Origin of the sequence: Thermosynechococcus sp. JY1331, from assembly GCF_031583475.1 — a bacterium.
GTDB lineage: Bacteria > Cyanobacteriota > Cyanobacteriia > Thermosynechococcales > Thermosynechococcaceae > Thermosynechococcus.
Genome location: NZ_CP134180.1, coordinates 959,431 through 982,325, shown reverse-complemented (window position 1 = coordinate 982,325; position 22,895 = coordinate 959,431). Strand labels below are relative to the sequence as shown.

The window sequence follows — 22,895 nt, the reverse complement described above, 5'->3', positions numbered from 1 at the left end:
TTTGTGCTAACCTAGCCCCCAGTACTCCCTGACTGCTGATGATGCCGATTTATTTAAGTCGATTAAAGTAATTTTTTGCGTTGTAGATTTTATGAATTACTTAGCCATTGAAGAGCGAATCCCTCTTGCCAATGATCAGCTACTGATTGATTTAGCTAACAGCATTCACACAAATCAGTCTTTGATAGCGTATCGCGCCAATCGAGGTTTTTTGGGTAGGTTACTGGATAGTTTAACAGGTCGCACTTACCAGCAAGATACCCTTCTTGCCCAAAACTTGACCCGAGGACAGGAAGCATTACTGAGCATTACCAATGAACTGATTGAAAAGCTGCAATTTAATGAGTATGCCCTTGTCACTACCCAACACTCTCTCCGAGAAACTCGTGAATGTCTTGTAGCTACTCAGCACTCTCTTCGAGAAACTCGTGAGGCGCTTAATCACAACACGCAGGCATTGAATAGTTTATTGAATAGTTTAATTGAGACCTGCGATCGCAAGTTTCAAGAGCAAGAGAAACGTATTGCTACCCTTGAACGGCGAGTGACGGCACGGGAAGATTTCGATCGCATTTTCTCTCTCTGGCGAAGTGGCCAAAGCTATCACGATCTCCCTTGGGCTATCCAAATCCTATTTTTAGCCCGCGAAATCTACAACAGTTCCATTGCCTACCTAGAACTTGAACAACAAGTCACTTATTATCGCGACCTACTGGTGAATGAAATTTTGGCGCACCAGCGGCACGACTTACCCAAGCATTTCTTCAGTACCGCAACGCTGCTAAAAGTAACTCGGCAAGCAACAGCACAAGAGGATACAGAGATCGTTTACGACATTCTGGCGAGTTGCCGCTATTCAGACTCCTATTCCTTGCTGCACAATATGTCAACACTATACTGCCAACAGCAGCCTTCCTTTGTCCCTCAGCACCCTCCTTATACCCTAGATGCCAAAGAAGTCATTCAACGGATTGTTCATGAAACTGCCGCTGCAACGTTGCATTCCCTCCAGTCTCTGAAATCCAAGGAGTGATTATGCTAAACACTGGTTCAAAAGTTGGTTTAGTCCTCACGGGTGGTGGTGCCAAAGGGGCTTACCAAGTGGGGGCACTGCGCTACCTCGCTGAACAGGGATTTGAACCGCACATTATTGCAGGTACCAGTATCGGTGCCCTCAATGGCGCCATCATTGCCAGCTATCCCCAGCAATTGGCTCGGGGCGTGAGCAAGCTCGAGGAGATTTGGCGTGAGATTGGTGCCGCCAATATCATCTCCGCCAACCCCAACTGGCTCAGCATTCTTATCAGCTATGGCATCCAATCTGCCTTACCTGAATTTGGGGGATGGATCAATACTTTTTTGACAGTGACGGGGATTCTCCCCAAATGCCATTCCGTCTTTGACCCGCGCCCGATCGAAGAACTTGTGCACTCCTATGTAAACTACAACCAACTGAAACGGGGTACGGAGCTTTGGGTAACGGTTTTTCCCTCATTGCAAATTCCGGGTCTGGGCTATAACCTGTTGATGACATTGATTGACATGTGTCGCGTTTGGACAGGCACAAAAGCTGAGTGGCTGCGGGCACAGGATATGGATGACCCAGAGACATTATTGAACTTGCTGCTGGCGAGTGCGGCCGTTCCTTTGGCCTTTCCGCAGCGACAGGTCAATGGTCAAACCTATGTGGATGGGGCACTTCAGGATAATGTGCCCTTGGGAGCGTTGGCGCAGCGGGGCTGTACCCATGCCATTGTCATTCACCTTGAGGATGGGGTGCCTTGGAATCGTTATGACTTCCCTAATTTGACGATCATTGAGATTCGACCACAGACAGTGCTGAATACTTCAAACACGGTTGTACTGGGGAGTCTAGAAAGCTTGCTCGATTTCCGGAGCGATCGCATTGCCGCCCTGCAAGCACAAGGGTATGCCGATGCCAAGGCAGCCATTGAGCCGATCGTCACCCTTGCGCAGAACCTGAGAACCCTGCGCCAAACCCATGGGGAGTTAAAGGCTTCTACGGCAGCACTCTTGAATCCCGATGAGTTAAAAACCTCTACAGCAGCACTGCTCAATCACAACGTTACTTTAAAATCAATACCCCCCATGGTTGATCCATAGGGGGTCATCAGGAGATAGCTCAGCACCGACCTATGGATCGTAGGGCTTCTTGCCGGTGAACTTCAGTTGCGAAGGATTGGGATTTTGGCCAATGGAGCGGGGCACTGAGTTGACGGCTTCACGCCCTTGGTTCACCTTCTCAGGGAAAACACCATCCTTGGGATGGATCAACACCGTTTCACCATCGGGGAAAATGCGGTAGATTTTGTAGTCATTGATTTTGCGGGGACGCAGTTGCTGAGCGGCTAGGGCAAGGCACTGCTCCTTACGGGCAAGGTAAACCAGATTTTCCCCTTCACGCATAACCGCAGCCCCAGCCGTCGGCATTTCAAAAACCTGCTCTTTGGGGCTTGTCCAGGTGATGGCGTATTTCTCTTCGGTGTCCGCTGCGCTGAGGAGGCCGCCAGTGCTGCCACCATAGAGCGGGGGTTGCCCAGTGAGTGTTGTCATGCGTTCGATCCTCAATCTCTCACGTTTTCATTCTTAAGATCGGCTAGATACACCCCTTTTCTTGGAGATGGGAACCATAAGGGAGATGCAATCCTCTCCCATAGGGGCCTTCGCAGTTTTGAGCGTTTGCCCTCCTTGCGAAAAGGGCTGTAGCCAGATTCAACGGCATCGTAGCATTGAAATCGCGGTGTTGATGCGAGTTGTGAGAAACTGTAACAGTTCCTTCAAAATAAGGAATTGTTGTTGAGCTGTTTGATCAGCATTCTGAATTATTTTCAATGATCACCCTTGAACAACCTATGGCTAAAGGGCTAATTTGTTAAGATTATTGACAAAGTGCGACAAAAATATGTCCGCTCCTCACAAGGGATTATTGAGCAATGCAATATCTCTACCTCCATGGATTTGCCTCGTCGCCGCGCTCAAGTAAAGCTCAGTATTTTCGCGATCGCTTTGCGGAACTCGGTCAACCGCTACTCATTCCTGATCTCAATCAGGGGGATTTTTTTCATTTGACCTTAAGTCGTCAAATTGACCAGGTAGAAGCGCTGCTCGCCCCAGAGGAACCCGTCACATTGATTGGCTCCAGTTTTGGTGGCCTGACGGCTGCTTGGCTAGCGCAAAAGCATTCCCAAGTGGTGCAACTGTTTCTGCTGGCACCTGCCTTTGAGTTTGCGATCCATTGGCTGCCGCGCTTGGGCGATCAATACCGCCGCTGGCAAGAAACGGGTGTGCTGGAGGTGTATCACTACACGCAAGAGCGCCTGCTCCCCCTTAGCTATGGCTTTGCCAAGGATTTACTAGAGTACGACGATCGCCAGCTGCAGCGGCCTGTGCCCACCCTCATTTTCCATGGTCTTCAGGATGAGGTGATTCCCATCGAAGCCAGTCGTCGCTACTGTGAAGGCCGCCCTTGGGTGAGTCGGGTGGAATTGGACAGTGATCACGCCCTCAAGGACATACAGCCGGCCATTTGGGGCATGATGTATCCGATCATCTATCAGCAGTTAACTTAAGAGGCTGGGTCAAGGGAGACCGCAGGAATTTCTGCTCGCACAGCGCGAAACATGCCAAAGCGGCACAGTCCCATGCCAAAGGCAAGCCGCATCAACAGAAAGGTGGGTACTTCCCGCAAAGATTTCACTAGCCCCGGTAGGCCAAAGCGAATCAGCCCCTCTGGTCGCACAATTCCCTGCCAAATTGAATCTAGCCACGAGGGGAGCGTTTCCTGTGTCCAGTCAGCAGTGATCACCTCTCCAACCACTAAACCCGTTGCGGCAAGGGCTTCGGCAAAGCCTTCAATACTGGCAAAGGCGGGGTGTGCCCATTGATCCAAGAGCTGCCGCATAATGAGCCGCTCCCAGAGGTTCAAGGGGTGCTGGCGATCGTCCCTTTGGTTCCAATCGGCAACCACAAGAATCCCCCCCGGCTTTAGGACACGGAGTAATTCCTTAGCAAACTGCTGTTTATCGGGCATGTGCGGGCCGGCCTCAATTGACCAAACCACGTCAAAGCTGGCATCTGGAAATGACAAGGCTAGAGCGTCATCCACCTGAAACTGCACATTGAGATCCGCAGGAGTGAGTTCCCGCGCCCGCCGTACCTGTTCAGGGCTGATTGTAATTCCCGTCACGTGAAAGCCATAGTCACGCGCTAGCATACGACTGCTCCCGCCAATGCCACAGCCCACATCCAAAACCGTTGTCCCCGGCGGCAGGCGATCGAGACCCGCCCAGCGCACCATTTCATGGACAAAATCTGCCTTTGCTTGGCGAAAGTCCTTACGACGGGGGGGCGAACCATAGTGGCCAAGGTGAATATGCTCACCCCAGTAAAATTCAAGAATACCGTCATTGGTCCAGTCGTCATAGGACTCGGCGACAGAGCGGGCAGACTCGTACTTGCGAGGAAACAGGAGATAAAGCGCTAACCCTAGGAGGACTAACGCGCCAACAATGATAACCAGTATGAGCAATAGATGAGACATGCAGCAGATTGGCTGGTGAAACCTTTCACTATGATGACGAGGTTTTTAGCATTTCCACAAGGGAAAGAGCCACAGATGGGTTTTCGTGGGAGATCGTACGCTGTTCAATACTATCTTGAAAAGTTGGTGCAATCCTGCCTGCTAGTGCTGCGGGCACCCAATCCTCGTGAAAAAGGCTGTAACTTAATAATAAGGAGCCTTAAAAATTCTGGAAGGAACTGCCTTGGCGGATGTGCCTGTGTTTGACTCGATTGAATCTGCGTTGGATGCCCTGCGGCGGGGTGAAGTTATCGTCGTGGTGGATGATGAAAATCGTGAGAATGAGGGGGATCTCATTGGTGCCGCTGAGCGTGTGACCCCAGCCATGATTAACTTTATGGCGGTTCATGCCCGAGGATTGATTTGCCTCGCCATGGAGGGCGATCGCCTCGATGAATTGGATTTGCCCTTAATGGTAACAACAAATACTGATAGCAACCAAACTGCCTTTACGGTGAGTGTTGATGCCGGTGCCCGTTGGGGCGTGACCACAGGCATTTCCGCCGAAGACCGTGCCCGCACCATTCAAGCCCTCATTGACCCGACGACCCAGCCTCAAGATTTACGTCGCCCCGGCCATGTCTTTCCCCTGCGATCGCGCCCTGGGGGGGTTCTCAAGCGAGCCGGCCATACCGAAGCCGCCGTCGATCTGACACGGTTGGCAGGTCTCTACCCAGCGGGGGTCATCTGTGAGATTCAAAATCCCGACGGCACCATGTCGCGGCTGCCCCAACTCATTGAATATGCTCGCACCCACCAACTGAAGATTATTAGCATTGCCGACTTAATTAGCTATCGTCTCCAGCATGAGCGTTTTGTCCGCCGCGAAGCTGTGGCCAAGCTACCGACGGAGTTCGGTGAATTTCAAATCTATGGCTATCGCAATTCCCTCGATCAATCGGAGCACGTCGCCATTGTCAAAGGAGATCCTGCCACGTTTAGCGAGCAACCCGTGCTGGTGCGCGTTCATTCTGAATGTTTGACGGGCGATGCCCTCGGTTCACTGCGCTGCGATTGTCGGATGCAACTGCAAGCGGCTCTGAAAATGATTAACGGGGCAGGACGCGGTGTGGTGGTTTATCTGCGCCAAGAGGGTCGTGGCATTGGCCTAGTCAACAAGCTACGTGCCTATTCCCTGCAAGATTTGGGAATGGACACCGTGGAAGCTAATGAGCACCTTGGCTTCCCAGCGGATTTGCGTAACTATGGCGTTGGCGCCCAAATGCTCAATGACTTGGGAGTGAAGCAGATTCGCCTGATTACCAATAACCCCCGTAAAATTGCTGGCCTCAAGGGCTATGGCCTCGAAGTGGTGGATCGGGTGCCCCTGCTGATTGAAGCGACGCCCTACAACACCCCCTACTTGACGACTAAGGCGGAGAAACTGGGGCATCTACTGCTACAAACTTACCTGATCACAGTGGCCTTTCGCTGGCAGGAGTCGCAATTAGATGCGGGCGATCGCTATGAGCGGTTGGAAAAAATACGTCATCTGGCCGCAGGCGTCCATTTGCTAGTGCGCGAAGAAGCTCGGCCCGTTGCGCAGGCCATCTTTGGACATCCTGACCTGATTGTTCACTTTGGCTTTGACCAACCCCATGTGGCCGATCGCCAATGGTATCAGCAGCCAGAACATCCCTATGTCTTGGCGGTGCAAACCCTGCTGCGGCAATTTTGCCAATGGCCAACCCTGAAGGGATTTGAGTTTCTCGTGGCCACCGGCAGCGATCCAATGCTCAACCTACCGATGGATCTCGATCGCCAAGCCTACACCCAACAGCCCCCCAGTGAGTGGCAACCTCATCTCATCTATTCATGGTCAGCAGTAGCAGGTTAAAGCGTCGATGAATATCTTGGAGCATCTACGCCGTTTTCAAGTGTGAACATTCATTTATCCCACTACTTCTGGCCAAAAAAAGACACACTGGAGCGGCGTTGGCGTTAGCACAACAACACTGGCAATGGCGCGATCGCCCACGGGGAAACTGACTGCCCAATGTTCTAAAGGCTGAGCCGCCGTCCGCTGCCATACCCCGATCCCCTGAGCCTTGAGCCACGCTTCATAGTATGTCCAAGCCTGTAGAAACGAGCGATCGCTCCCCTCTAATATCCTTTGTTGCAGAGCCGCCCCAAAAAACCGCCGACTAATGGCTGAACGCTGAGGACAGGGGCGCAATATTTCTACATCTACCCCTACAGCTGCCCGGCCACTCACGGCCAACACCGCTAAGTTACCACTATGGCTCCAATTAAATTCCAAAGCATCCAAATAGGGCTTACCCCCAGCGGTACGCGGTAGAGGCTGCTCGCCAAGATTCGGCTGATAGCGTCGTAAATAGGCGCGCAGGGTAACCTCACGGGGCACATCAGGGGGAAGCGTTAACCACCAAAGATGCAGCGCATGGGAATACAAGGTGAGATTGTCGTGTGGCGCCTGCCATTGAGGGGCAACAATCGGGGGTAGGGGCAAATCCCACACATTAAAGACTGAGGCGTTTTTTTAGTGACAATAGGTGAGTGCGGGGATTAATGGGGCTACGGGGCAGCGGTAACTCAAAATTCGGCCAATTGGGCAGACTGGCACAGGGACAGTGTACAGGGGGTAACCCATGACAGGGTAGAGGCACAGGCATTTGGCAGCGGGCACAGGGGGTAATGTCCCAACAGTCGCTCAAGAGTTGCGTAATCGTCTCCGCCGTGTCCTCAAGAAAGCAGTCTCCTGCCTGACCAGAGATCACATAGACCCAGCAGGCCTCAAAGGCTTGACTGTAGCGATCGCCCTGAAGGACAGGTTGCGGCAGCACCGTATGCGCTCCGCCCCAAATACACAGCCGTTTGCCCAGCTGAAACCAGTAGGCGAGATAGGACTTCACCTTTGCTTGGGCTGCCAAAAAGGCACAACCTTCCAGATCCGTCATTGACACAACCCTCGCTGCTGTACTTACTACCCTAGCGCAAGGAAACGAGGGCGATGCGTGCTAACGAATCAGTGCCGCCAAGGAAGCATCCAACTGTCCCCAACTGTGGCCATCAAGGGCTAACTGCTCAATGAGACTGGCCAAGCGCAACGCTTTGAGTGCCTGCTCTCCACCCACCGAGGGAGGTTGACCACCACGAACACAGTTGACGAAGTGCTCCAACTCGGCATGGAGGGGTTCAATATTGCTCGTATAGACCTTCTCAATGAGACCGTCTTGGCGGTAGAGAACTTGGCCATGATCGGCACTGCACGATGCGGTGGTTTTGCGGTGAATGAGAATCTCGTTTTTCAGGAAATCGGCCTCCGTGAGGGAATTTTTGCAGTGGGCAGCAATGCGTCGTTGTTTGCGGTGGGTGACTTTACTGGCTGTGAGGGTGGCAATAATGCCGTTGGCAAAGCCCAATGTGGCGGTCACGTAGTCCAGATACCCAGAGTTGGCAGAGCGACTGCCGGCGGCCGTTAGGCGCACCACAGGGGAATTGGTGAGTTCCAATAGCAAGTCAATATCGTGGATCATTAAGTCGAGAACCACTGAGACATCATTAGCGCGATCGGAGTAGGGACTCATGCGATCGGCTTCAAGGGCAAGGATTTCCTCAGTGCGCAGAACTTTGCTCAGTTCTTGAAATGCAGGGTTAAAGCGCTCAATATGTCCGACTTGGAGGATGCACTGGCACTCCGCTGCTGCGTTGACGAGCGATTCTGCTTCGCTAATACTGGCGGCAATCGGTTTTTCCACCAAGACATGTACCCCGTGGCGCAAGCAGGTAATGCCCACTTCATGGTGGAGACGGGTGGGCACGGCAATACACACCGCCTCAACGTGGGGCAGTAAATCCACATAGTTTTCAAAAAATTTCACCCGATATTTGCTAGCGGTATCAATGCCCCGCTCCAGATTCACGTCAGAAATGCCCACAAGTTCGACATCTTTGAGTAAACTCAAAACACGGGTATGGTGCTGACCCATGTTGCCAACACCGATAACGCCAATGCGCAGTGGTTCGGGCTGGGGACGGACGGCAGAACTCATGTCTAGTTATTTCACTCCTCTACGCAACCGGGGAAGGGCTTGGTGTTGGCGATCGCCCGCCGTAAGTAGCAACTCACAGAATGAACATTTTCAGAAAGATGCTACCACAGCATTGCCAAATGTAAAGGTTTTGATAGACAGCTATGATGACGACACCAAAGGCCGTCGTGTTGCTCTCAGGGGGGTTAGACTCCAGCACGGTGTTATTTCGTGCCAAGGCACTGGGTTATGCTTGCTATGCCCTTTCCTTTGACTATGGGCAGCGCCATCGGCGCGAATTAGAAGCCGCGATCGCCATTGCCACCGCCGCCGGCGTGATTCAGCATCAAATGGTCTCCTTGAATTTGCAGTTGTGGGGCGGCTCTGCCTTGACTGATTTAACGATTGACTTGCCTCGCGATCGCGATCTGGCTACCATGAGCCAAGAGATTCCCATTACCTATGTCCCCGCCCGCAATACGATTTTCTTGAGTGTTGCCCTTGCCTATGCCGAAGCCCTAGGGGCGCAAACGGTTCATATTGGCGTCAATGCCCTCGATTACTCTGGCTATCCCGACTGTCGGCCTGATTATATTGCTGCAATGCAGGAGGTCTATCGCTTGGGTACCAAGCAGGGGCGCGAAGGCCAGCCCATTGAAATTGTCACCCCCCTCATTGAACTCCACAAAAAAGACATCATTCGTCTGGGGAATGAGTACGGCGTTCCTTGGGAAAAAACTTGGTCTTGCTACAGCGATGGCCAACAGGCCTGTGGCCGCTGCGATGCCTGTCGATTGCGTTTAGCGGCCTTTGCCGAATTAGGGCTTGTGGATCCTTTGCCCTACGCGGCTGACCACCCTGTGTAGGTTCGGTAAATCCCCCTTTTGCAGAGAGCGGGAGCGATCGCACTATAGGAAGGAGAGAGGGTTAAGCCCAATATGGGTGCTGTGCCCCGCATCGAAGTTAGCCTGCAAAGGGAGTTTTCGTCGCTATGGCAAAAGTTGTCGGAATTGATCTGGGGACCACCAACTCCTGTGTGGCCGTCATGGAAGGGGGCAAGCCCACGGTTATTGCCAATGCTGAAGGGTTTCGGACAACGCCCTCCGTTGTTGCCTACACCAAAAATGGCGATCGCCTCGTGGGTCAAATTGCCAAACGGCAAGCAGTGATGAACCCCGAAAATACTTTCTATTCTGTGAAGCGCTTTATTGGCCGTCGCTTTGATGAGGTGACCCACGAAGCCACCGAGGTCTCCTACAAAGTTTTGAACGTCAATGGCAACGTCAAGCTGGATTGCCCCGCCCTTGGCAAACAGTTTGCCCCCGAAGAAATTTCTGCTCAAGTCCTGCGCAAACTAAAAGAGGATGCCAGCAAATACCTTGGCGAGGAAGTCACCCAAGCGGTGATTACTGTGCCGGCCTACTTCAACGACTCGCAGCGCCAAGCTACCAAAGACGCTGGCAAAATTGCCGGTCTTGAAGTGCTGCGGATCATCAACGAACCCACCGCCGCTTCCTTGGCCTATGGCCTAGATAAAAAAGCCAATGAAACCATCCTTGTCTTTGACCTTGGCGGTGGTACCTTTGACGTGTCCATCCTTGAAGTCGGTGATGGCGTTTTTGAAGTGCTCGCCACCTCCGGGGACACCCACCTTGGTGGTGACGACTTTGACAAGAAAATTGTGGACTACTTGGCTGAATCCTTCCGTGCCCAAGAAGGCATTGACCTGCGCAAAGACAAACAGGCGCTGCAACGGCTGACAGAAGCGGCAGAAAAAGCCAAGATTGAACTTTCCAGCGTCATGCAAACGGAAATTAACCTGCCCTTCATTACTGCAACGCAGGATGGGCCTAAGCACCTCGACATGACGCTCACCCGCGCCAAATTTGAGGAACTCTGCTCTGACCTCATTGACCGTTGTCGCGTACCCGTTGAGCAAGCCCTCAGGGATGCCAAACTCAGCAAAGATCAAATTGACGAAGTGGTACTGGTGGGTGGCTCTACCCGCATTCCCGCCATCCAAGAGCTGGTCAAACGGCTATTGGGCAAAGACCCCAACCAGACTGTGAACCCCGATGAAGTCGTGGCCGTGGGTGCCGCTATTCAAGCTGGGGTGCTGGCAGGGGAAGTGAAAGACATTCTTCTCCTTGATGTCACACCGCTGTCTTTGGGGGTGGAAACCCTTGGCGGCGTGATGACGAAAATTATTCCCCGCAACACCACGATCCCGACGAAAAAATCCGAGGTCTTCTCTACTGCGGTTGATGGTCAAACCAATGTGGAGATCCACGTCCTGCAAGGGGAGCGGGAAATGGCCGCCGATAACAAGAGCCTCGGTACCTTCCGTTTGGATGGCATTCCGCCGGCACCCCGCGGTGTGCCCCAAATCGAAGTCACGTTTGATATTGATGCCAACGGTATCCTCAACGTCACTGCTCGCGACAAAGGCACTGGCAAACAGCAGTCCATTAGCATCACCGGCGCCTCAACGCTGCCTAAGGATGAAGTGGAGCGCATGGTGCGCGAAGCGGAAATGAATGCCGCTGCTGATAAAGCGAAACGCGAGAAAATCGAGACCAAAAACCAAGCGGAACAACTCTGCTACCAAGCGGAGAAACAGTTGAGTGAGTTGGGGGATAAAGTCTCCACCAGCGATAAAGACCGCCTCACCGCCCTCATTGCTAACCTGCGCTCGGAAATCGGCACTGAAGCCGAGAAAAAACCCATTGAATCCATTAATTTTGAACGGGTGAAATCGCTGATGCAGGATCTGCAACAAACCCTCTACAGCGTCGGCTCCAGTGTTTATCAAAGTGCGCAGTCCAGTGATGGAACTGGCTCCAGCAGCAGCGGTAGCAGTGGTGGTGGTGACGAAGTGATTGACGCTGAGTTTTCGGAAACCAAGTAGTCCCTTAAATTCGCAACTTTCTGCCAGAACAAGACTCCTCCTCCCCCTAGGTGAAAGCTTAGGGGGTTTCTCATTTTTGTGAGGGGGTATAGTCACAGTTTTTTCGATCACAGGCTTCTTGTGCTAGGGGAGAAATTCCGATAGAATAAAGTTTCTGTCCTTAATTTTTGTTGAGTGCTGAGACCACCCCACCATTGAGGTAAGCATGGCCAAACGCCGCAATCCCAAGAAAGAAAAAGCTCTTCGTAACCAAGCCTATGCTCGCAAGTTTCGCAAGCGTTCTTCGGGTCGCTACAGCCGCCGCCTAAATACGGAGAATCGCCCAGAGACGAAAACCACCGAGACGGTTGAGGAAATGACGGACGCCTAGAGGGCAGTCGGTGATTAAGCGCGCGTTGCCATGGCGAGAGTTCGGGGTTGCGTTTTTAACCGTTTTTTTGGCTGAATTTGCCGATAAAACTCAAATTGCTGTATTTTTCATGGCTGCCCGCGCTGCCTCCCCTTGGTTGGTGTTTTTGGGAGCAGCTTTGGCCTTAGTAACCACTAGTTTGATTGGGGTATTGATTGGTCGCTGGCTATCACAGTACCTCTCGGAACAGCGATTACAAACACTGACGGGTGGTAGTCTCTTGGCGATCGCCCTTTGGCTATTGTGGGATATGCTGCACCCAAGCCTTTGATGACCAAAATATCGCCACTTAATGGCGCGAGAAAGTTCCTTCAGTTGACGATCGCCCCCTGCTAAAGTGAGGGGGTTAGCTTAGGCACTGTCTAAGTTGGTGAACCCCTGAGGAGACCGTGGAGAATGCCATCCCAAGTCATTGAACTGTGGTCATCGTTCGTTAGTATTGCCGATGCACCGTTGTTTCGCCTTGGGCGGGAAACGATTTCCCTGCGTTGGCTGTTTCAAGTGGTGCTGTTGCTCATCCTCGTTGCCATTTTGGCGCGCTTTTTCAAGGGGGTGCTGAAAAATCAACTCCTACCGCGCCTTGGTTTGGATTTAGGCAACCGTGAGGCCATTTCCACTGTGATGAGTGGTGCCGGGGGAGCACTGGGCTACATTATTGTTTTGCAAGCAGTGGGGATTAATCTCGATTCCCTAGCGGTGATTATTGGTGGCTTGGGGGTGGGGATTGGTTTTGGTTTGCAGGATGTCACCCGCAATCTCATCAGTGGCCTGACGCTCCTGATTGAGCGCAAAGTGCGTGTCGGTGACTTTGTGGAAATTGAAAACATCAGCGGCTACGTTCAGGAAGTCTCGATGCGAGCCACGGTGATTCAAACCTTTAACGGTTCAAATGTGGTGGTGCCCAATACCTACCTTGCCGATAGTCCGGTGCTGAATTGGTACTACGAAACCCATCGCGGTCGTATTGATATTGCCATTGGGGTGGCCTATGGGACAGATCCAGTTTTGGTGACGGAAGTCTTGCTCAATATTGCGCATTCTGAACCAGATGTCCTCAGGGAGCCAGCCCCTCGGGTGATTTTCCGTGAATTTGGCGATTCTGCCCTTAAGTTTGAACTCTGGGTATGGACGGATGCCATTGAGCGGCGAGTGTTCATCAAGAGCAGTCTCAATTTCAAGATTGATTATTACTTTCGGCAGCATAATATCTCGATTCCTTTCCCGCAACGGGACATCTGGATCCGCAATGCGCCAGCGCTCTCTCCCCTCAGTGAGCCAGCCGAAACGGTAGGCATGCCCTTGGCACCGGCAACGCCCTCTTTAAAGTCGCTGCTTCAGCAGGTGAGCTATTTTCAGTGCATGAATGACTTGCAATTACGCTTTCTCATCGAATCGGGCTACCGCAAGCACTTGGCAGCGAAGGAAATTTTGTTCCGTGCTCAGGAGGCAATCAGTAACTTCTACATCGTATTGCAGGGGCAGATGGCGGCGGTCTATGAGGAGAATGGTGAACTCAAGCCAATGATGACGTTTAATCCGGGGGAGCACTTTGGCGAGCTACCACTGATGCTGGGGGTGGCCTGCCCAGCAACGATGATGGCAATGACGGATACGGTCTTGTTTGTCCTACCACGGGAGGGATTTGAACAGTTGCTAAAAGAACATCCTTCCCTTGCCGATGATATTGCGGTGGCGATCGCCCGCCGTCAGGATGTGCTGGCGCAACATCAACAGGAGCTTCAGCAACTGAGTCGCCAAGGGTCGGATCAAAGTCGTCCGATTAACTGGATTCGCGATCGCCTGCAAAAACTGCTGAGTTGGTAAAGTGCTCAATCGGTGGCGTCCAGCGTAAATGCGTGCTCCAAGTATTGATGCAGCCGATAGGTACCTGCTTGGTATCGCACCAAGGCCACATCGAAACGACAGGGATGATCCTGCCACTGGGGCTGACGTTCTAGGAAGGCTTGGGCGGCCAAAATGAGTTTGCGTTGCTTGCTAGGGGAAATCGCACCGAGGCCATCACAATCCCAGTTGCGGGAACGGCGGGTTTTCACTTCGACAAAGCGCACCACCCCCCGCGGATCACAGGCAACAATATCCAGCTCACCCCAAGGGCAAGACCAGTTCTGAGCCAAAATTTGACACTGCTGGGTTTGTAGCCACGCGACAACTACCGCTTCCCCGCGATCGCCCACGTGGCGCATAGGCCCTAGGCTTCAATGGGTTCGAGATTAAACAAGTCTTGGAGGGTCTGCATAGCGCGTTGACGACTTTCTAAATCCCGCTGTGATTGCAGTTGCACTGTTGGATCATGGAGAATCTTGTTAATAATCGTGCGCGTCATTGCTTCAATGACCCCTTGGTGCTTATCACCAAACTCACTGCCTAAGCGGGAGAGGGCTTTTTCCAGCTCTTGGGTACGGATCGCTTCCATTTTTTGGCGCAGACTGCGGATGGTGGGAATCGTTTCTAGGGCGTGCCACCAAGCCAAAAAGGTCTCTAATTCTTCCTCAAGGATACCCTCGGCCTCTTGAGCCAATTGGCGTCGCGCCTCTTGGTTTTGGGCGACGACTGCTTCGAGATCATCCACATTAAACAGTTGTACGGAGGCCAATTCCGTCACGTTGGCATGGACATTGCGGGGCACGGAAATATCAATGATTGATAGGGGGCGATCGCCCGTGAGCACTGACCCTAAATTCTCGCGATCCAAGAGGGGTTGTGTCGCTGCTGTACCCGTAAAGACCAAATCCATTGCTGCCACAATCGGCAGTAGATCTGTCATCGTAAAGAGTTCAAAGCGTACTTCGGGAAACTGCTGCGCCAGTTCCTGTGCCCGTTCCAAGGAGCGGTTGATAATGCTCATTTCTTTCACCCCTCGGGCAATCAGGTGTTGCACCACCAAGCGGGACATTTTGCCCGCACCGACAATGGCAATGCGGCAGTTCTGGAGATTTTGCAACCGCAGGTCGGCGAGTTCCACCGCCGCTGAGCTAATGGAGACCGCCCCCGTCCCAATGCTGGTTTCTGTGCGTACCCGTTTACCGGCCGCGATCGCCCCCGTAAAGAGGCGATTGAGAATAGACCCAATGGACTTGTACTGCTGCCCTAACTGATGACAGCGCTTCACTTGGGAGAGAATTTGCCCCTCGCCAATCACCAAGCTATCCAGACCCGAAGCCACCCGCATGAGGTGCATCACCGCATCCTGATGCAGCAGGATAAAGAGGTAGGGACGCAGTTGGGGCAGGGGAATATGACTCCACTCACTGAGAAACTGATGCACTTCCCGCACGCCTACCTCAGTGTCACTAGTAACAATGTAAATTTCTAAGCGGTTACAGGTGCTAAGGATGGTCGCTTCCTGAATATGGGCGTAGCCGCATAGATGTTGCAGTGCCCGCTCCCGCACATCCTCTGGCACACTCAATTTTTCGCGCACATCCACAGGGGCGGTTTTGTGACTCAAGCCAATGACAGCAATATTCATAGGAATCGGTTGACGTTCGGCTGCAACTCCATCAATTGTTGTATCAGGATTCTTGAGCCTCCTTCACGCTTGTTTGCAAGTCTTTACTAAAGGAGGATTCTCCCTAACCGAGATTCCTGAGCCAGTCCCTCAGGTCTTCCAGGGTCGCAAAGTCAAGGAGTGCCTCTGCCAAAGTCTCAATCTGGGTGGATGGGAGTTGGCGAATTGCTGCTTCAAGGTCAGCCGGTAAATCCCCAAACCGTCGCCTGAGGAAGCGCAAAACAACCAGTGCTTCTCCCTGCTGTAATCCCTGTTGCAATCCCTGTTGCAATCCTTGTTGCAGTCCTTGTTGCAGTCCTTGTTGCAGTCCTTGTTGCAGTCCTTGCTGTAATCCTTGCTCCAATCCCTGCCGTAAGCCCCGTTGTAACCCTTCCTCTTGTGCCTCGGCATAGACCTCTTGGTAAAACCGTGTCCGCTTCAGCTCCTCCGTCGTAAACCCCAGCATGCGCAGCACCTCCTCCCGACTCAGCTTGGTGAACTTGTACAGCACAATGGTAGTGATTAACTCTATTATGGCTTCCAAGTTTGGCGCTCTTTCGGTCTGGCTGCGCTGGGCAAGTAATCGGGCGACTCTGGGCATCTCTGCCTCTGGTACCACCATCAACTGCATCAGGGCAAGGCTCAAGGGCAATTCCGCTGGTGACCCCAGTTCATTCAAATACACCCGCCGCAGGCGATCGCTCTTGACCAACACGTCATAGGGTTCAAAGGAAACTTGTTCGGCTTGGCGATGGGGATAAATGACCACCGCTTGCCAATCAGAGAAAGTTTGGCGGTACAGGCGCAGATAGAGAAAAATCTCAGCAAAGAGACGTTCGTAGAGGGTGTTATCGCGCTGAAACTGAACTTCACAGAAATAGACGGTTCCTGAGGGGTCAGGAGGCAGAAAGACGCCATCAATGCGAAAGGCCGTTTGCTTCAGCTCCACAGAGTCAAAGCGGTAGCCCTGCGGGGGATTGATTCCCAAAAGGTCAAACAGTGTCTGGGGCAGCTGGGCAAACAGCTGGTAAAAGAGGGAGTCACGGCGCATGGGCTAGGTGGAGCGCTCTAGCCACGCAGAGACGTGTTCAAGGTCAGTGAAGTCAAGGAGAGCTTCTGCCAACGCTTCAATCTGATGGGGAGGGAGCTGGCGAATGCGCTCTTCAAGACTAGTTGGTAAATCGCCAAACCGCCGTCTTAACTGCCGCAAGACAACAAGTACCTCTCCCTGCTGTAATCCCTGCTGTAATCCCTGCTGTAATCCCTGTTGTAATCCCTGCCGTAAGCCCCGTTGTAGCCCTTCCTCTTGTGCCTCGGCATAGACCTCTTGGTAAAACCGTGTCCGCTTCAGCTCCTCCGTCGTAAACCCCAGCATGCGCAGCACCTCCTCCCGACTCAGCTTGGTGAACTTGTACAGCACAATGGTAGTGATTAACTCTATTATGGCTTCCAAGTTTGGCGCTCTTTCGGTCTGGCTGCGCTGGGCAAGTAATCGGGCGACTCTGGGCATCTCTGCCTCTGGTACCACCATCAACTGCATCAGGGCAAGGCTCAAGGGCAATTCCGCTGGTGACCCCAGTTCATTCAAATACACCCGCCGCAGGCGATCGCTCTTGACCAACACGTCATAGGGTTCAAAGGAAACTTGTTCGGCTTGGCGATGGGGATAAATGACCACCGCTTGCCAATCAGAGAAAGTTTGGCGGTACAGGCGCAGATAGAGAAAAATCTCAGCAAAGAGACGTTCGTAGAGGGTGTTATCGCGCTGAAACTGAACTTCACAGAAATAGACGGTTCCTGAGGGGTCAGGAGGCAGAAAGACGCCATCAATGCGAAAGGCCGTTTGCTTCAGCTCCACAGAGTCAAAGCGGTAGCCCTGCGGGGGATTGATTCCCAAAAGGTCAAACAGTGTCTGGGGCAGCTGGGCAAACAGTTGGTAAAAGAGGGAGTCACGGCGCATTGAGAAATGAGGAAGTACTCACCCATGAAGGAGGGCTTAAGCGAGGACATCAGAATAGGAGCGGCTAGGGAACTCTTGATACACCTGTGTAATGGTGGCGGCTAGTCGTTGCATGCCAAGGGCAATTTCCTCATCACTGGCAGTAAGACTAATACGCAGGCACTCCTGTTTGTGGCGCCACGGCTCGGTCAAGCCGGGGAAAAAGGAGCTGCCGGGAACCACAATCACCCCTGCTCGCTTCAGGTGTTGATATAATTCCCAATCTGTCATGGGTAAATCCCGTAGCCATAGCCACGCGAAAATCGCCCCCTCACCGCGATGCAAAAACCAAGGAAGGTCGTTGGGCAAAGCAGTTCGTAGGGTTTCTTCGAGAACTGTCAACTTGCGCTGATAAAAGGGACGAATGACATTGACGGATACTTCGGCTAGGGCACCATTGGCAATGGCTAAGGCCGCGATCGCCTGACCGTAGCGCGAGGCATGAATACAGGCATTGGTTTGAAAGGCTTCGAGAACACTCAAAATCTCGCGATCGCCAATGGCAATCCCCACCCGCTCCCCCGGCAGTCCTGCTTTTGAGAGGCTGAGGCAGTGGACAATATTGCCGCCAAAAACGGGTGCTAGTTCCGTAAAGTTCAAGCTGGGATAGGGGGGGCCATAGGCAGCATCAATCAACACTGGAACGCCATAGGGGACAGCGAGATCAGCAATTTGCCGCACCTCGACATCCGTGAGCACATTTCCCGTCGGATTGCAGGGACGAGAGAAGATGACGCATCCAGTCGTCTCATCAATGTGGAGTTGTTGAAAGTCGGGACGATACTTAAAGGTGTGATCCGCTTCAAAAATCTCAAGGCGCGGACGATAGGCAACAACGGTATCAGGGGTAAAGCTGACGCCACCATAACCCGTATATTCTGGACTCAAGGGGAGAACGACTTTCTTTAATTCACCGTTGGCGCTAAAGCCCCCAAAAGCATTGGCAGCAAAGAAGTAGATGGCCTGACTGCCGGGGGTGACAAGGACATTGCGCTCCGTCAGGTTCAAACCATAGCGGCGATTAAAATCATCGACAACGGCAGCAATTAGCGGTTCATACCCTTGGCTTGTGCCGTAGCGGCAGACCACTTGGCCAAATTCTGGGCTGGCCATTAGCTCGTGGGTACAGTCGCGCCATAGTTGCTCCACCTCAGGGACAATGAGGGGATTACCTGCACTCAGGTTAATCAGGTCTTGACCGCGATTCAGGCGCAACGTCTCAATAATATCCTTCATGATTGCCCGAACTCCCGTCAGTTGGGACATTTGCTGGCCAATCTGGGAGAGTGCAGGATTCATAGGCAAAGGACATAGACAGTATTGGTTAGGATAGCATCTGCGCTTCTATTGAGGGACAGATGGAACCAATAGATACGGTCAATGCTGCTATTCGGTGGGTCACTGTAACATAACGTTAGAATAGGCCAAGAACTGTAAGGCATTCATGGCAGCGTTTATCCCCTTTGTTGGTAAACCTTCTTCCCCTTGGCGATCGCTCGTGATTGGGGTGATTGCTGCTGGTTTGATTGGCAGTGGTGGCCTACTGCTGTGGCGATCGCGCCAAACGCCCCTTGATTTAGATCGCTACACCGTACCCGTTCAAGACAGTCGCGATTTAGTCGCTCGCATTGCTGCCACGGGCAAAGTGGTGCCTGTGCAAACCGTCAATATCAGTCCAAAACGGGCAGGTCTTCTCGCCGAACTCTACGTCGAGCAGGGCGATCGGGTCAAGGCGGGTCAAATCATTGCCCGTATGGATAACCGCGATGAACAGGCGCAACTGGCTCAAGCCCAAGCCAACCTCGCCGATGCCATTGCCCGTCGCGATCGCGTGGTTGCCGGTAACCGTGCCGAGGAAATTGCCCAAGCCGAAGCCCAAGTGCGAGCAGCCGCCACCCGTGCTCAATTGGCAGAAGAACGCCTGAAACGCAATGAATGGCTCGCGGCTGAGGGTGCGATTCCCCGCGATACCCTTGATGAACTAAAGGCAAACCGGGATAGCGCGATCGCCAACCTGAATGAAGCTCAAAAGCGCCTGCAACTATTACAGCGGGGTTCCCGCACTGAAGAGATCCGTCAAGCGGAAGCGGCCGTGGCTGCTGCCCAAGCCCAAGTCCAAGCCGCCCGTGCTGCCCTCGAAGATACAGTGATTCGCGCTCCTTTTACGGGGATTATTACCCAGAAGTACGCCAATCCGGGAGCCTTTGTGACACCCACCACCACCGCCTCTGCCACGACCTCTGCCACTTCCACCTCAATTGTGGCCATTGCCCAAGGCCTAGAAATTCTTGCCGAAGTCCCAGAAGTGGACATTGGCCAAGTGCTTGTGGGGCAACCTGTTGAAATCCGTGCCGATGCCTATCCGGGGGAAACCTTTGAAGGACGAGTACGCTTAGTGGCACCCGAAGCGGTGGTGGAGCAAAATGTCACCTTCTTTCAAGTGCGGGTCTCCCTTGTTACTGGGTTGCAGAAGCTGCGTTCTGGGATGAATGTGGACTTAGATTTTCTGGGACAAAAAATTAACAATGCCCTGCTGGTGCCGACGGTGGCCATTGCCGTTGAGCGCGGTCAAACGGGTGTTTATGTTGTGGGTGAAGACAATCAGCCAAAATTCCGCCCCGTCACCATTGGCAGTAGCTGGCAAGATCAAACACAAATTATCAGCGGCCTGAGGGCGGGTGAGCGGGTCTTTATTGATTTTCCGGAACGGCTGCGGCCAAAACAGGAGTAGTCTATGGGCTTGCACCACGTTTCCATCCGCACCGCCAATATTCAGCGGGCGATCGCCTTCTATGAATGCCTAGGCTTCACGATGGATGTCCGCTTTACCACGGGCTATACCCTTGCCTGTTGGCTCAAGGGCTGGCACACCCGCCTTGAACTTCTGCAAGTCCCTGAACCCCACCCTGCTGCTGACCCTTTTCACGATGAGCACTATGTTGGCTACTACCATCTTTCCTTTGATCTCAGTAACCATCCTGACCCCCTTGAAACATGGCTCAATCAGGTGGCGCAAACGTTGAAGGCACAGAATTTACCCTTTGAGCTACTGCTGAAGCCCACCCAGCAAGTGATTGGGTCGCACCTCTATCACGTCGCCTTTATGCGTGACTGCGATGGCTTGCCCCTTGAATTTTTGCAGTGTCTGGGTTCCTGCTGAGGCCTAAACCCCGATAAAATAAGGGGGTTGAGAGATTTTTGGGTCGTAGATAGGCATGCAACTGCAAACAATTACTACAGCCATTCCCGACTGGTCGGGGGACTTACTGGCGATCGCCGTCTTTCAAACGGAAGGCACCCTCACCCTCACCGACCCCTACACGACCCTTGATCAACGCCTCAACGGTCTATTGCAGGAACTGATCAACGAAGGGGAATTTCAAGGCAAGTCCGGTACCTCCCTTCTGATGCGCCTATTGCCCAACTTCCCCATTAAAAAGCTTCTCCTTGTGGGCTTGGGGAATCGCGATGACTTTAACCTAGAGACCCTGCGCCGCACTGCTGCGACCATTGCCCGTACGGCTCGCCGTGAACGTGCAAAAACATTAGGCATGGCACTGCCCCATGAGACCCTCGAGGCAAGGGATGCTGCCCAAGCCATTGCGGAAGGGGTTCTCCTTGCCCTCCACAGTGATGTCCGCTTCAAGACGGATCCAGATGCCCGTAAACTCCTGCCCTACCCTGAATCCGTGACCCTGTTGGGTTTGGGCGAGCAAACGGCGGCCTTGACCCGTGCTCAGCAGATCTATGAGGGCGTGATTCTGGCGCGCGAACTGGTGAATGCCCCAGCCAATGAAGTGACCCCAGTGACCCTTGCGGAAACGGCTCAGCAACTGGCAGCCACCTATGGCTTGACCGCAAAAATTTTGGAGCGCGATGAGTGTGCTGCCCTTGGTATGGGCGCCTTTTTGGGAGTGGCCCAGGCATCTGATCTACCGCCAAAATTTATTCACCTTACGTACACTCCCCCCGGCAACGTCCAGAAGAAAATTGCCCTCATTGGCAAGGGGTTAACGTTTGATTCCGGTGGCCTCAATCTCAAGACCCAAGGGGGCATTGAAACCATGAAAATGGACATGGGGGGAGCCGCAGCCGTTTTGGGAACGGCCAAGGTCATCGGTCAACTCAAACCCGCTGGCATTGAAGTTCACTTTATTATTGCCGCCACCGAGAACATGATTAGTGGCCGTGCCCTGCATCCGGGGGATATTCTCACCGCCTCCAACGGCAAAACCATCGAGGTCAACAACACCGATGCTGAAGGCCGCCTCACCCTTGCCGATGCCCTGGTCTATGCCGAAAAACTAGGCGTAGATGCCATTGTTGATTTGGCAACGCTGACCGGTGCCTGTATTGTTGCCTTAGGGGATAATATTGCCGGTCTTTGGAGCAACAATTCAGAATTGGCGCAAGCTCTGCAAAAGGCCAGCGATCGCTCCGGTGAAAAGTTTTGGCAAATGCCCCTTGAAAATAAATACTTTGAGGGTATGAAGTCCCAAGTGGCCGATATGAAAAACACCGGTCCGCGATCGGCCGGATCAATTACCGCCGCCCTATTCCTTCAGCAATTTGTCGATCACACCCCTTGGGCACACCTTGACATTGCTGGCCCTGTCTGGACAGAAAAAGAGGATGGCTACAATAATCCCTGTGGGACAGGCTACCCTGTGCGCACATTGGTGGAGTGGCTATGCAGTCTCAGTTAGATAGAAATTGAATGCGATCGCCCCAGCGGTTAGTCGTCTCACCCTCACAAATCCAAGACCGACAGGTGTGGCTCACTCCTGAGCAAGCCCACTATCTTTGTCATGTCCTGCGCTTAAAAGATAACGATGTCATCTCGATTTTGGATGGCCAAGGACAGCGATGGCGGGGCACGCTTGGTGTGAATGGGCAGACTGTCGAATTATTGGAAGCTGAAAAGCAAGAGACGGAGCTCAGTGTAGAAATTATTCTCTGTCTAGCTCTACTGAAGGTGGCAAACTTTGAGCAAGTGCTGCAACAGGCAACGGAATTGGGGGTCAAGCGTATTATTCCGATTCAAACAGCGCGATCGCTCCTGCAACCCAGTGCCAATAAATACCAGCGTTGGCAACGCATTCTCCAAGAAGCTGCCGAGCAAAGTGAGCGTCTTTATGTCCCCACCCTCAGCGATCCCCTCTCGGTTGCCGAAATGGTCAGCCTCACCCCCAAGGGCTACATTGCCAGTTTGAATGCCTCACAGGTCCTGTGGGACTGCTTGCCCCAAATGAATCTATCTCAGCCAATTTATCTGGCGATCGGACCCGAGGGGGGATGGACAGCCTCAGAAGTGGAGCAAGTTTTGGCCGCTGGTTGGCAAGCATTTTCCTTGGGGCGGCGTACCCTGAGAGCCGTCACCGCCGCGATCGCCAGCCTGACCTTAGTGAGCCATTACACTGAGAGGCACTGCGCAACGGCACAACAGCATTGACAACGCCACGGCTACCTCGATACACTA

At 52.9% G+C, this 22,895-nt stretch carries 23 protein-coding genes; 13 read left to right on the top strand and 10 right to left on the bottom strand.

Annotation, left to right across the window (positions count from 1 at the left end; translation table 11 throughout):
- Window positions 1–91 precede the first annotated feature (91 nt).
- Both RHJ31_RS04655 and RHJ31_RS04650 read left to right on the top strand, forming a co-directional pair.
- The gene (locus tag RHJ31_RS04655; protein WP_302677540.1) at window positions 92–1,033 is read left to right on the top strand and encodes a diguanylate cyclase regulator RdcB family protein; all 942 of its coding nucleotides are present in this window, start codon (window positions 92–94) and stop codon (window positions 1,031–1,033) included.
- Window positions 1,034–1,035: 2 nt separating this feature from the next.
- Window positions 1,036–2,124, top strand: a complete 1,089-nt coding sequence (locus RHJ31_RS04650; protein WP_302677539.1) for a patatin-like phospholipase family protein — start codon at window positions 1,036–1,038, stop codon at window positions 2,122–2,124.
- A 30-nt stretch (window positions 2,125–2,154) separates the two neighbouring features.
- On the opposite strand, the gene RHJ31_RS04645 is transcribed toward RHJ31_RS04650, so the two are convergent.
- The gene (locus tag RHJ31_RS04645; protein WP_149819488.1) at window positions 2,155–2,574 is read right to left on the bottom strand and encodes a photosystem I reaction center subunit II PsaD; all 420 of its coding nucleotides are present in this window, start codon (window positions 2,572–2,574) and stop codon (window positions 2,155–2,157) included.
- 380 nt (window positions 2,575–2,954) lie between these two features.
- Between RHJ31_RS04645 and RHJ31_RS04640 the strand changes: the two genes are divergently transcribed.
- Entirely contained in the window at window positions 2,955–3,590 is a 636-nt protein-coding gene (locus tag RHJ31_RS04640) for a YqiA/YcfP family alpha/beta fold hydrolase (RefSeq protein ID WP_302677537.1), read from the top strand.
- On the opposite strand, the gene RHJ31_RS04635 is transcribed toward RHJ31_RS04640, so the two are convergent.
- Window positions 3,587–4,561 (bottom strand): methyltransferase domain-containing protein, encoded by a 975-nt coding sequence (locus tag RHJ31_RS04635; RefSeq protein WP_302677536.1) that lies wholly within the window; start codon window positions 4,559–4,561, stop codon window positions 3,587–3,589. The genes RHJ31_RS04640 and RHJ31_RS04635 overlap by 4 nt on opposite strands.
- A gap of 232 nt (window positions 4,562–4,793) precedes the next feature.
- Between RHJ31_RS04635 and ribBA the strand changes: the two genes are divergently transcribed.
- On the top strand, window positions 4,794–6,437 hold the full coding sequence (ribBA, locus tag RHJ31_RS04630) for a bifunctional 3,4-dihydroxy-2-butanone-4-phosphate synthase/GTP cyclohydrolase II (protein WP_302677790.1): 1,644 nt from the start codon (window positions 4,794–4,796) through the stop codon (window positions 6,435–6,437).
- 54 nt (window positions 6,438–6,491) lie between these two features.
- Here the strand turns inward: ribBA and RHJ31_RS04625 are convergent, their stop codons facing one another.
- Genes RHJ31_RS04625 through RHJ31_RS04615 form a run of 3 tightly spaced genes read right to left on the bottom strand, consistent with a single transcriptional unit; the run spans window position 6,492 to window position 8,613 of the window.
- A complete protein-coding gene (locus RHJ31_RS04625; RefSeq protein ID WP_310445742.1) occupies window positions 6,492–7,070 on the bottom strand; it encodes a 4'-phosphopantetheinyl transferase superfamily protein in 579 nt (192 codons plus the stop codon).
- Between the two features lie 10 nt (window positions 7,071–7,080).
- The gene (locus RHJ31_RS04620; protein WP_225901575.1) at window positions 7,081–7,518 is read right to left on the bottom strand and encodes a hypothetical protein; all 438 of its coding nucleotides are present in this window, start codon (window positions 7,516–7,518) and stop codon (window positions 7,081–7,083) included.
- Between the two features lie 60 nt (window positions 7,519–7,578).
- Window positions 7,579–8,613: a Gfo/Idh/MocA family protein gene (locus RHJ31_RS04615; RefSeq protein ID WP_149819497.1), complete on the bottom strand. Its 1,035-nt coding sequence runs from the start codon at window positions 8,611–8,613 to the stop codon at window positions 7,579–7,581.
- Between the two features lie 143 nt (window positions 8,614–8,756).
- Here RHJ31_RS04615 and queC point away from each other — a divergent pair, with 143 nt between their 5' ends.
- The 5 genes from queC to RHJ31_RS04590 all read left to right on the top strand — a co-directional run bounded on the left by queC (window position 8,757) and on the right by RHJ31_RS04590 (window position 13,733).
- Window positions 8,757–9,458, top strand: coding sequence for a 7-cyano-7-deazaguanine synthase QueC (gene queC / locus RHJ31_RS04610; protein ID WP_206200233.1), 702 nt, complete (start codon window positions 8,757–8,759; stop codon window positions 9,456–9,458).
- 125 nt (window positions 9,459–9,583) lie between these two features.
- Window positions 9,584–11,500: a molecular chaperone DnaK gene (dnaK, locus tag RHJ31_RS04605; protein WP_302677534.1), complete on the top strand. Its 1,917-nt coding sequence runs from the start codon at window positions 9,584–9,586 to the stop codon at window positions 11,498–11,500.
- A 205-nt stretch (window positions 11,501–11,705) separates the two neighbouring features.
- Window positions 11,706–11,870, top strand: coding sequence for a hypothetical protein (locus tag RHJ31_RS04600; RefSeq protein ID WP_011057571.1), 165 nt, complete (start codon window positions 11,706–11,708; stop codon window positions 11,868–11,870).
- A 10-nt stretch (window positions 11,871–11,880) separates the two neighbouring features.
- Window positions 11,881–12,180 carry a TMEM165/GDT1 family protein gene (locus RHJ31_RS04595; RefSeq protein ID WP_206200235.1) on the top strand — a complete coding sequence of 100 codons (300 nt, stop codon included), beginning with the start codon at window positions 11,881–11,883 and terminating at the stop codon, window positions 12,178–12,180.
- Window positions 12,181–12,305: 125 nt separating this feature from the next.
- Window positions 12,306–13,733 (top strand): mechanosensitive ion channel domain-containing protein, encoded by a 1,428-nt coding sequence (locus tag RHJ31_RS04590; protein WP_302677532.1) that lies wholly within the window; start codon window positions 12,306–12,308, stop codon window positions 13,731–13,733.
- Window positions 13,734–13,738: 5 nt separating this feature from the next.
- On the opposite strand, the gene RHJ31_RS04585 is transcribed toward RHJ31_RS04590, so the two are convergent.
- From RHJ31_RS04585 to RHJ31_RS04565, 5 genes are all read right to left on the bottom strand, one after another.
- Window positions 13,739–14,113, bottom strand: coding sequence for a YraN family protein (locus RHJ31_RS04585; protein ID WP_206200237.1), 375 nt, complete (start codon window positions 14,111–14,113; stop codon window positions 13,739–13,741).
- Window positions 14,114–14,118: 5 nt separating this feature from the next.
- Complete coding sequence (locus RHJ31_RS04580; RefSeq protein WP_149819508.1) at window positions 14,119–15,399, bottom strand: glutamyl-tRNA reductase; 1,281 nt, start codon at window positions 15,397–15,399, stop codon at window positions 14,119–14,121.
- 103 nt (window positions 15,400–15,502) lie between these two features.
- Window positions 15,503–16,468: an Rpn family recombination-promoting nuclease/putative transposase gene (locus RHJ31_RS04575; RefSeq protein WP_302677531.1), complete on the bottom strand. Its 966-nt coding sequence runs from the start codon at window positions 16,466–16,468 to the stop codon at window positions 15,503–15,505.
- A gap of 3 nt (window positions 16,469–16,471) precedes the next feature.
- On the bottom strand, window positions 16,472–17,377 hold the full coding sequence (locus RHJ31_RS04570) for an Rpn family recombination-promoting nuclease/putative transposase (RefSeq protein WP_302677530.1): 906 nt from the start codon (window positions 17,375–17,377) through the stop codon (window positions 16,472–16,474).
- 36 nt (window positions 17,378–17,413) lie between these two features.
- Complete coding sequence (locus RHJ31_RS04565) at window positions 17,414–18,715, bottom strand: valine--pyruvate transaminase (RefSeq protein ID WP_206200242.1); 1,302 nt, start codon at window positions 18,713–18,715, stop codon at window positions 17,414–17,416.
- 145 nt (window positions 18,716–18,860) lie between these two features.
- On the opposite strand from RHJ31_RS04565, the gene RHJ31_RS04560 reads away from it, so the two are divergent.
- The 4 genes from RHJ31_RS04560 to RHJ31_RS04545 are packed head-to-tail and all read left to right on the top strand — an operon-like array spanning window position 18,861 to window position 22,868.
- Window positions 18,861–20,147, top strand: a complete 1,287-nt coding sequence (locus RHJ31_RS04560) for an efflux RND transporter periplasmic adaptor subunit (RefSeq protein WP_302677529.1) — start codon at window positions 18,861–18,863, stop codon at window positions 20,145–20,147.
- Window positions 20,148–20,156: 9 nt separating this feature from the next.
- A complete protein-coding gene (locus RHJ31_RS04555) occupies window positions 20,157–20,576 on the top strand; it encodes a VOC family protein (protein ID WP_315862980.1) in 420 nt (139 codons plus the stop codon).
- Between the two features lie 55 nt (window positions 20,577–20,631).
- Window positions 20,632–22,122, top strand: coding sequence for a leucyl aminopeptidase (locus RHJ31_RS04550; RefSeq protein ID WP_302677527.1), 1,491 nt, complete (start codon window positions 20,632–20,634; stop codon window positions 22,120–22,122).
- A gap of 11 nt (window positions 22,123–22,133) precedes the next feature.
- Entirely contained in the window at window positions 22,134–22,868 is a 735-nt protein-coding gene (locus RHJ31_RS04545) for a 16S rRNA (uracil(1498)-N(3))-methyltransferase (RefSeq protein ID WP_302677526.1), read from the top strand.
- The last annotated feature ends 27 nt before the right edge of the window (window positions 22,869–22,895 follow it).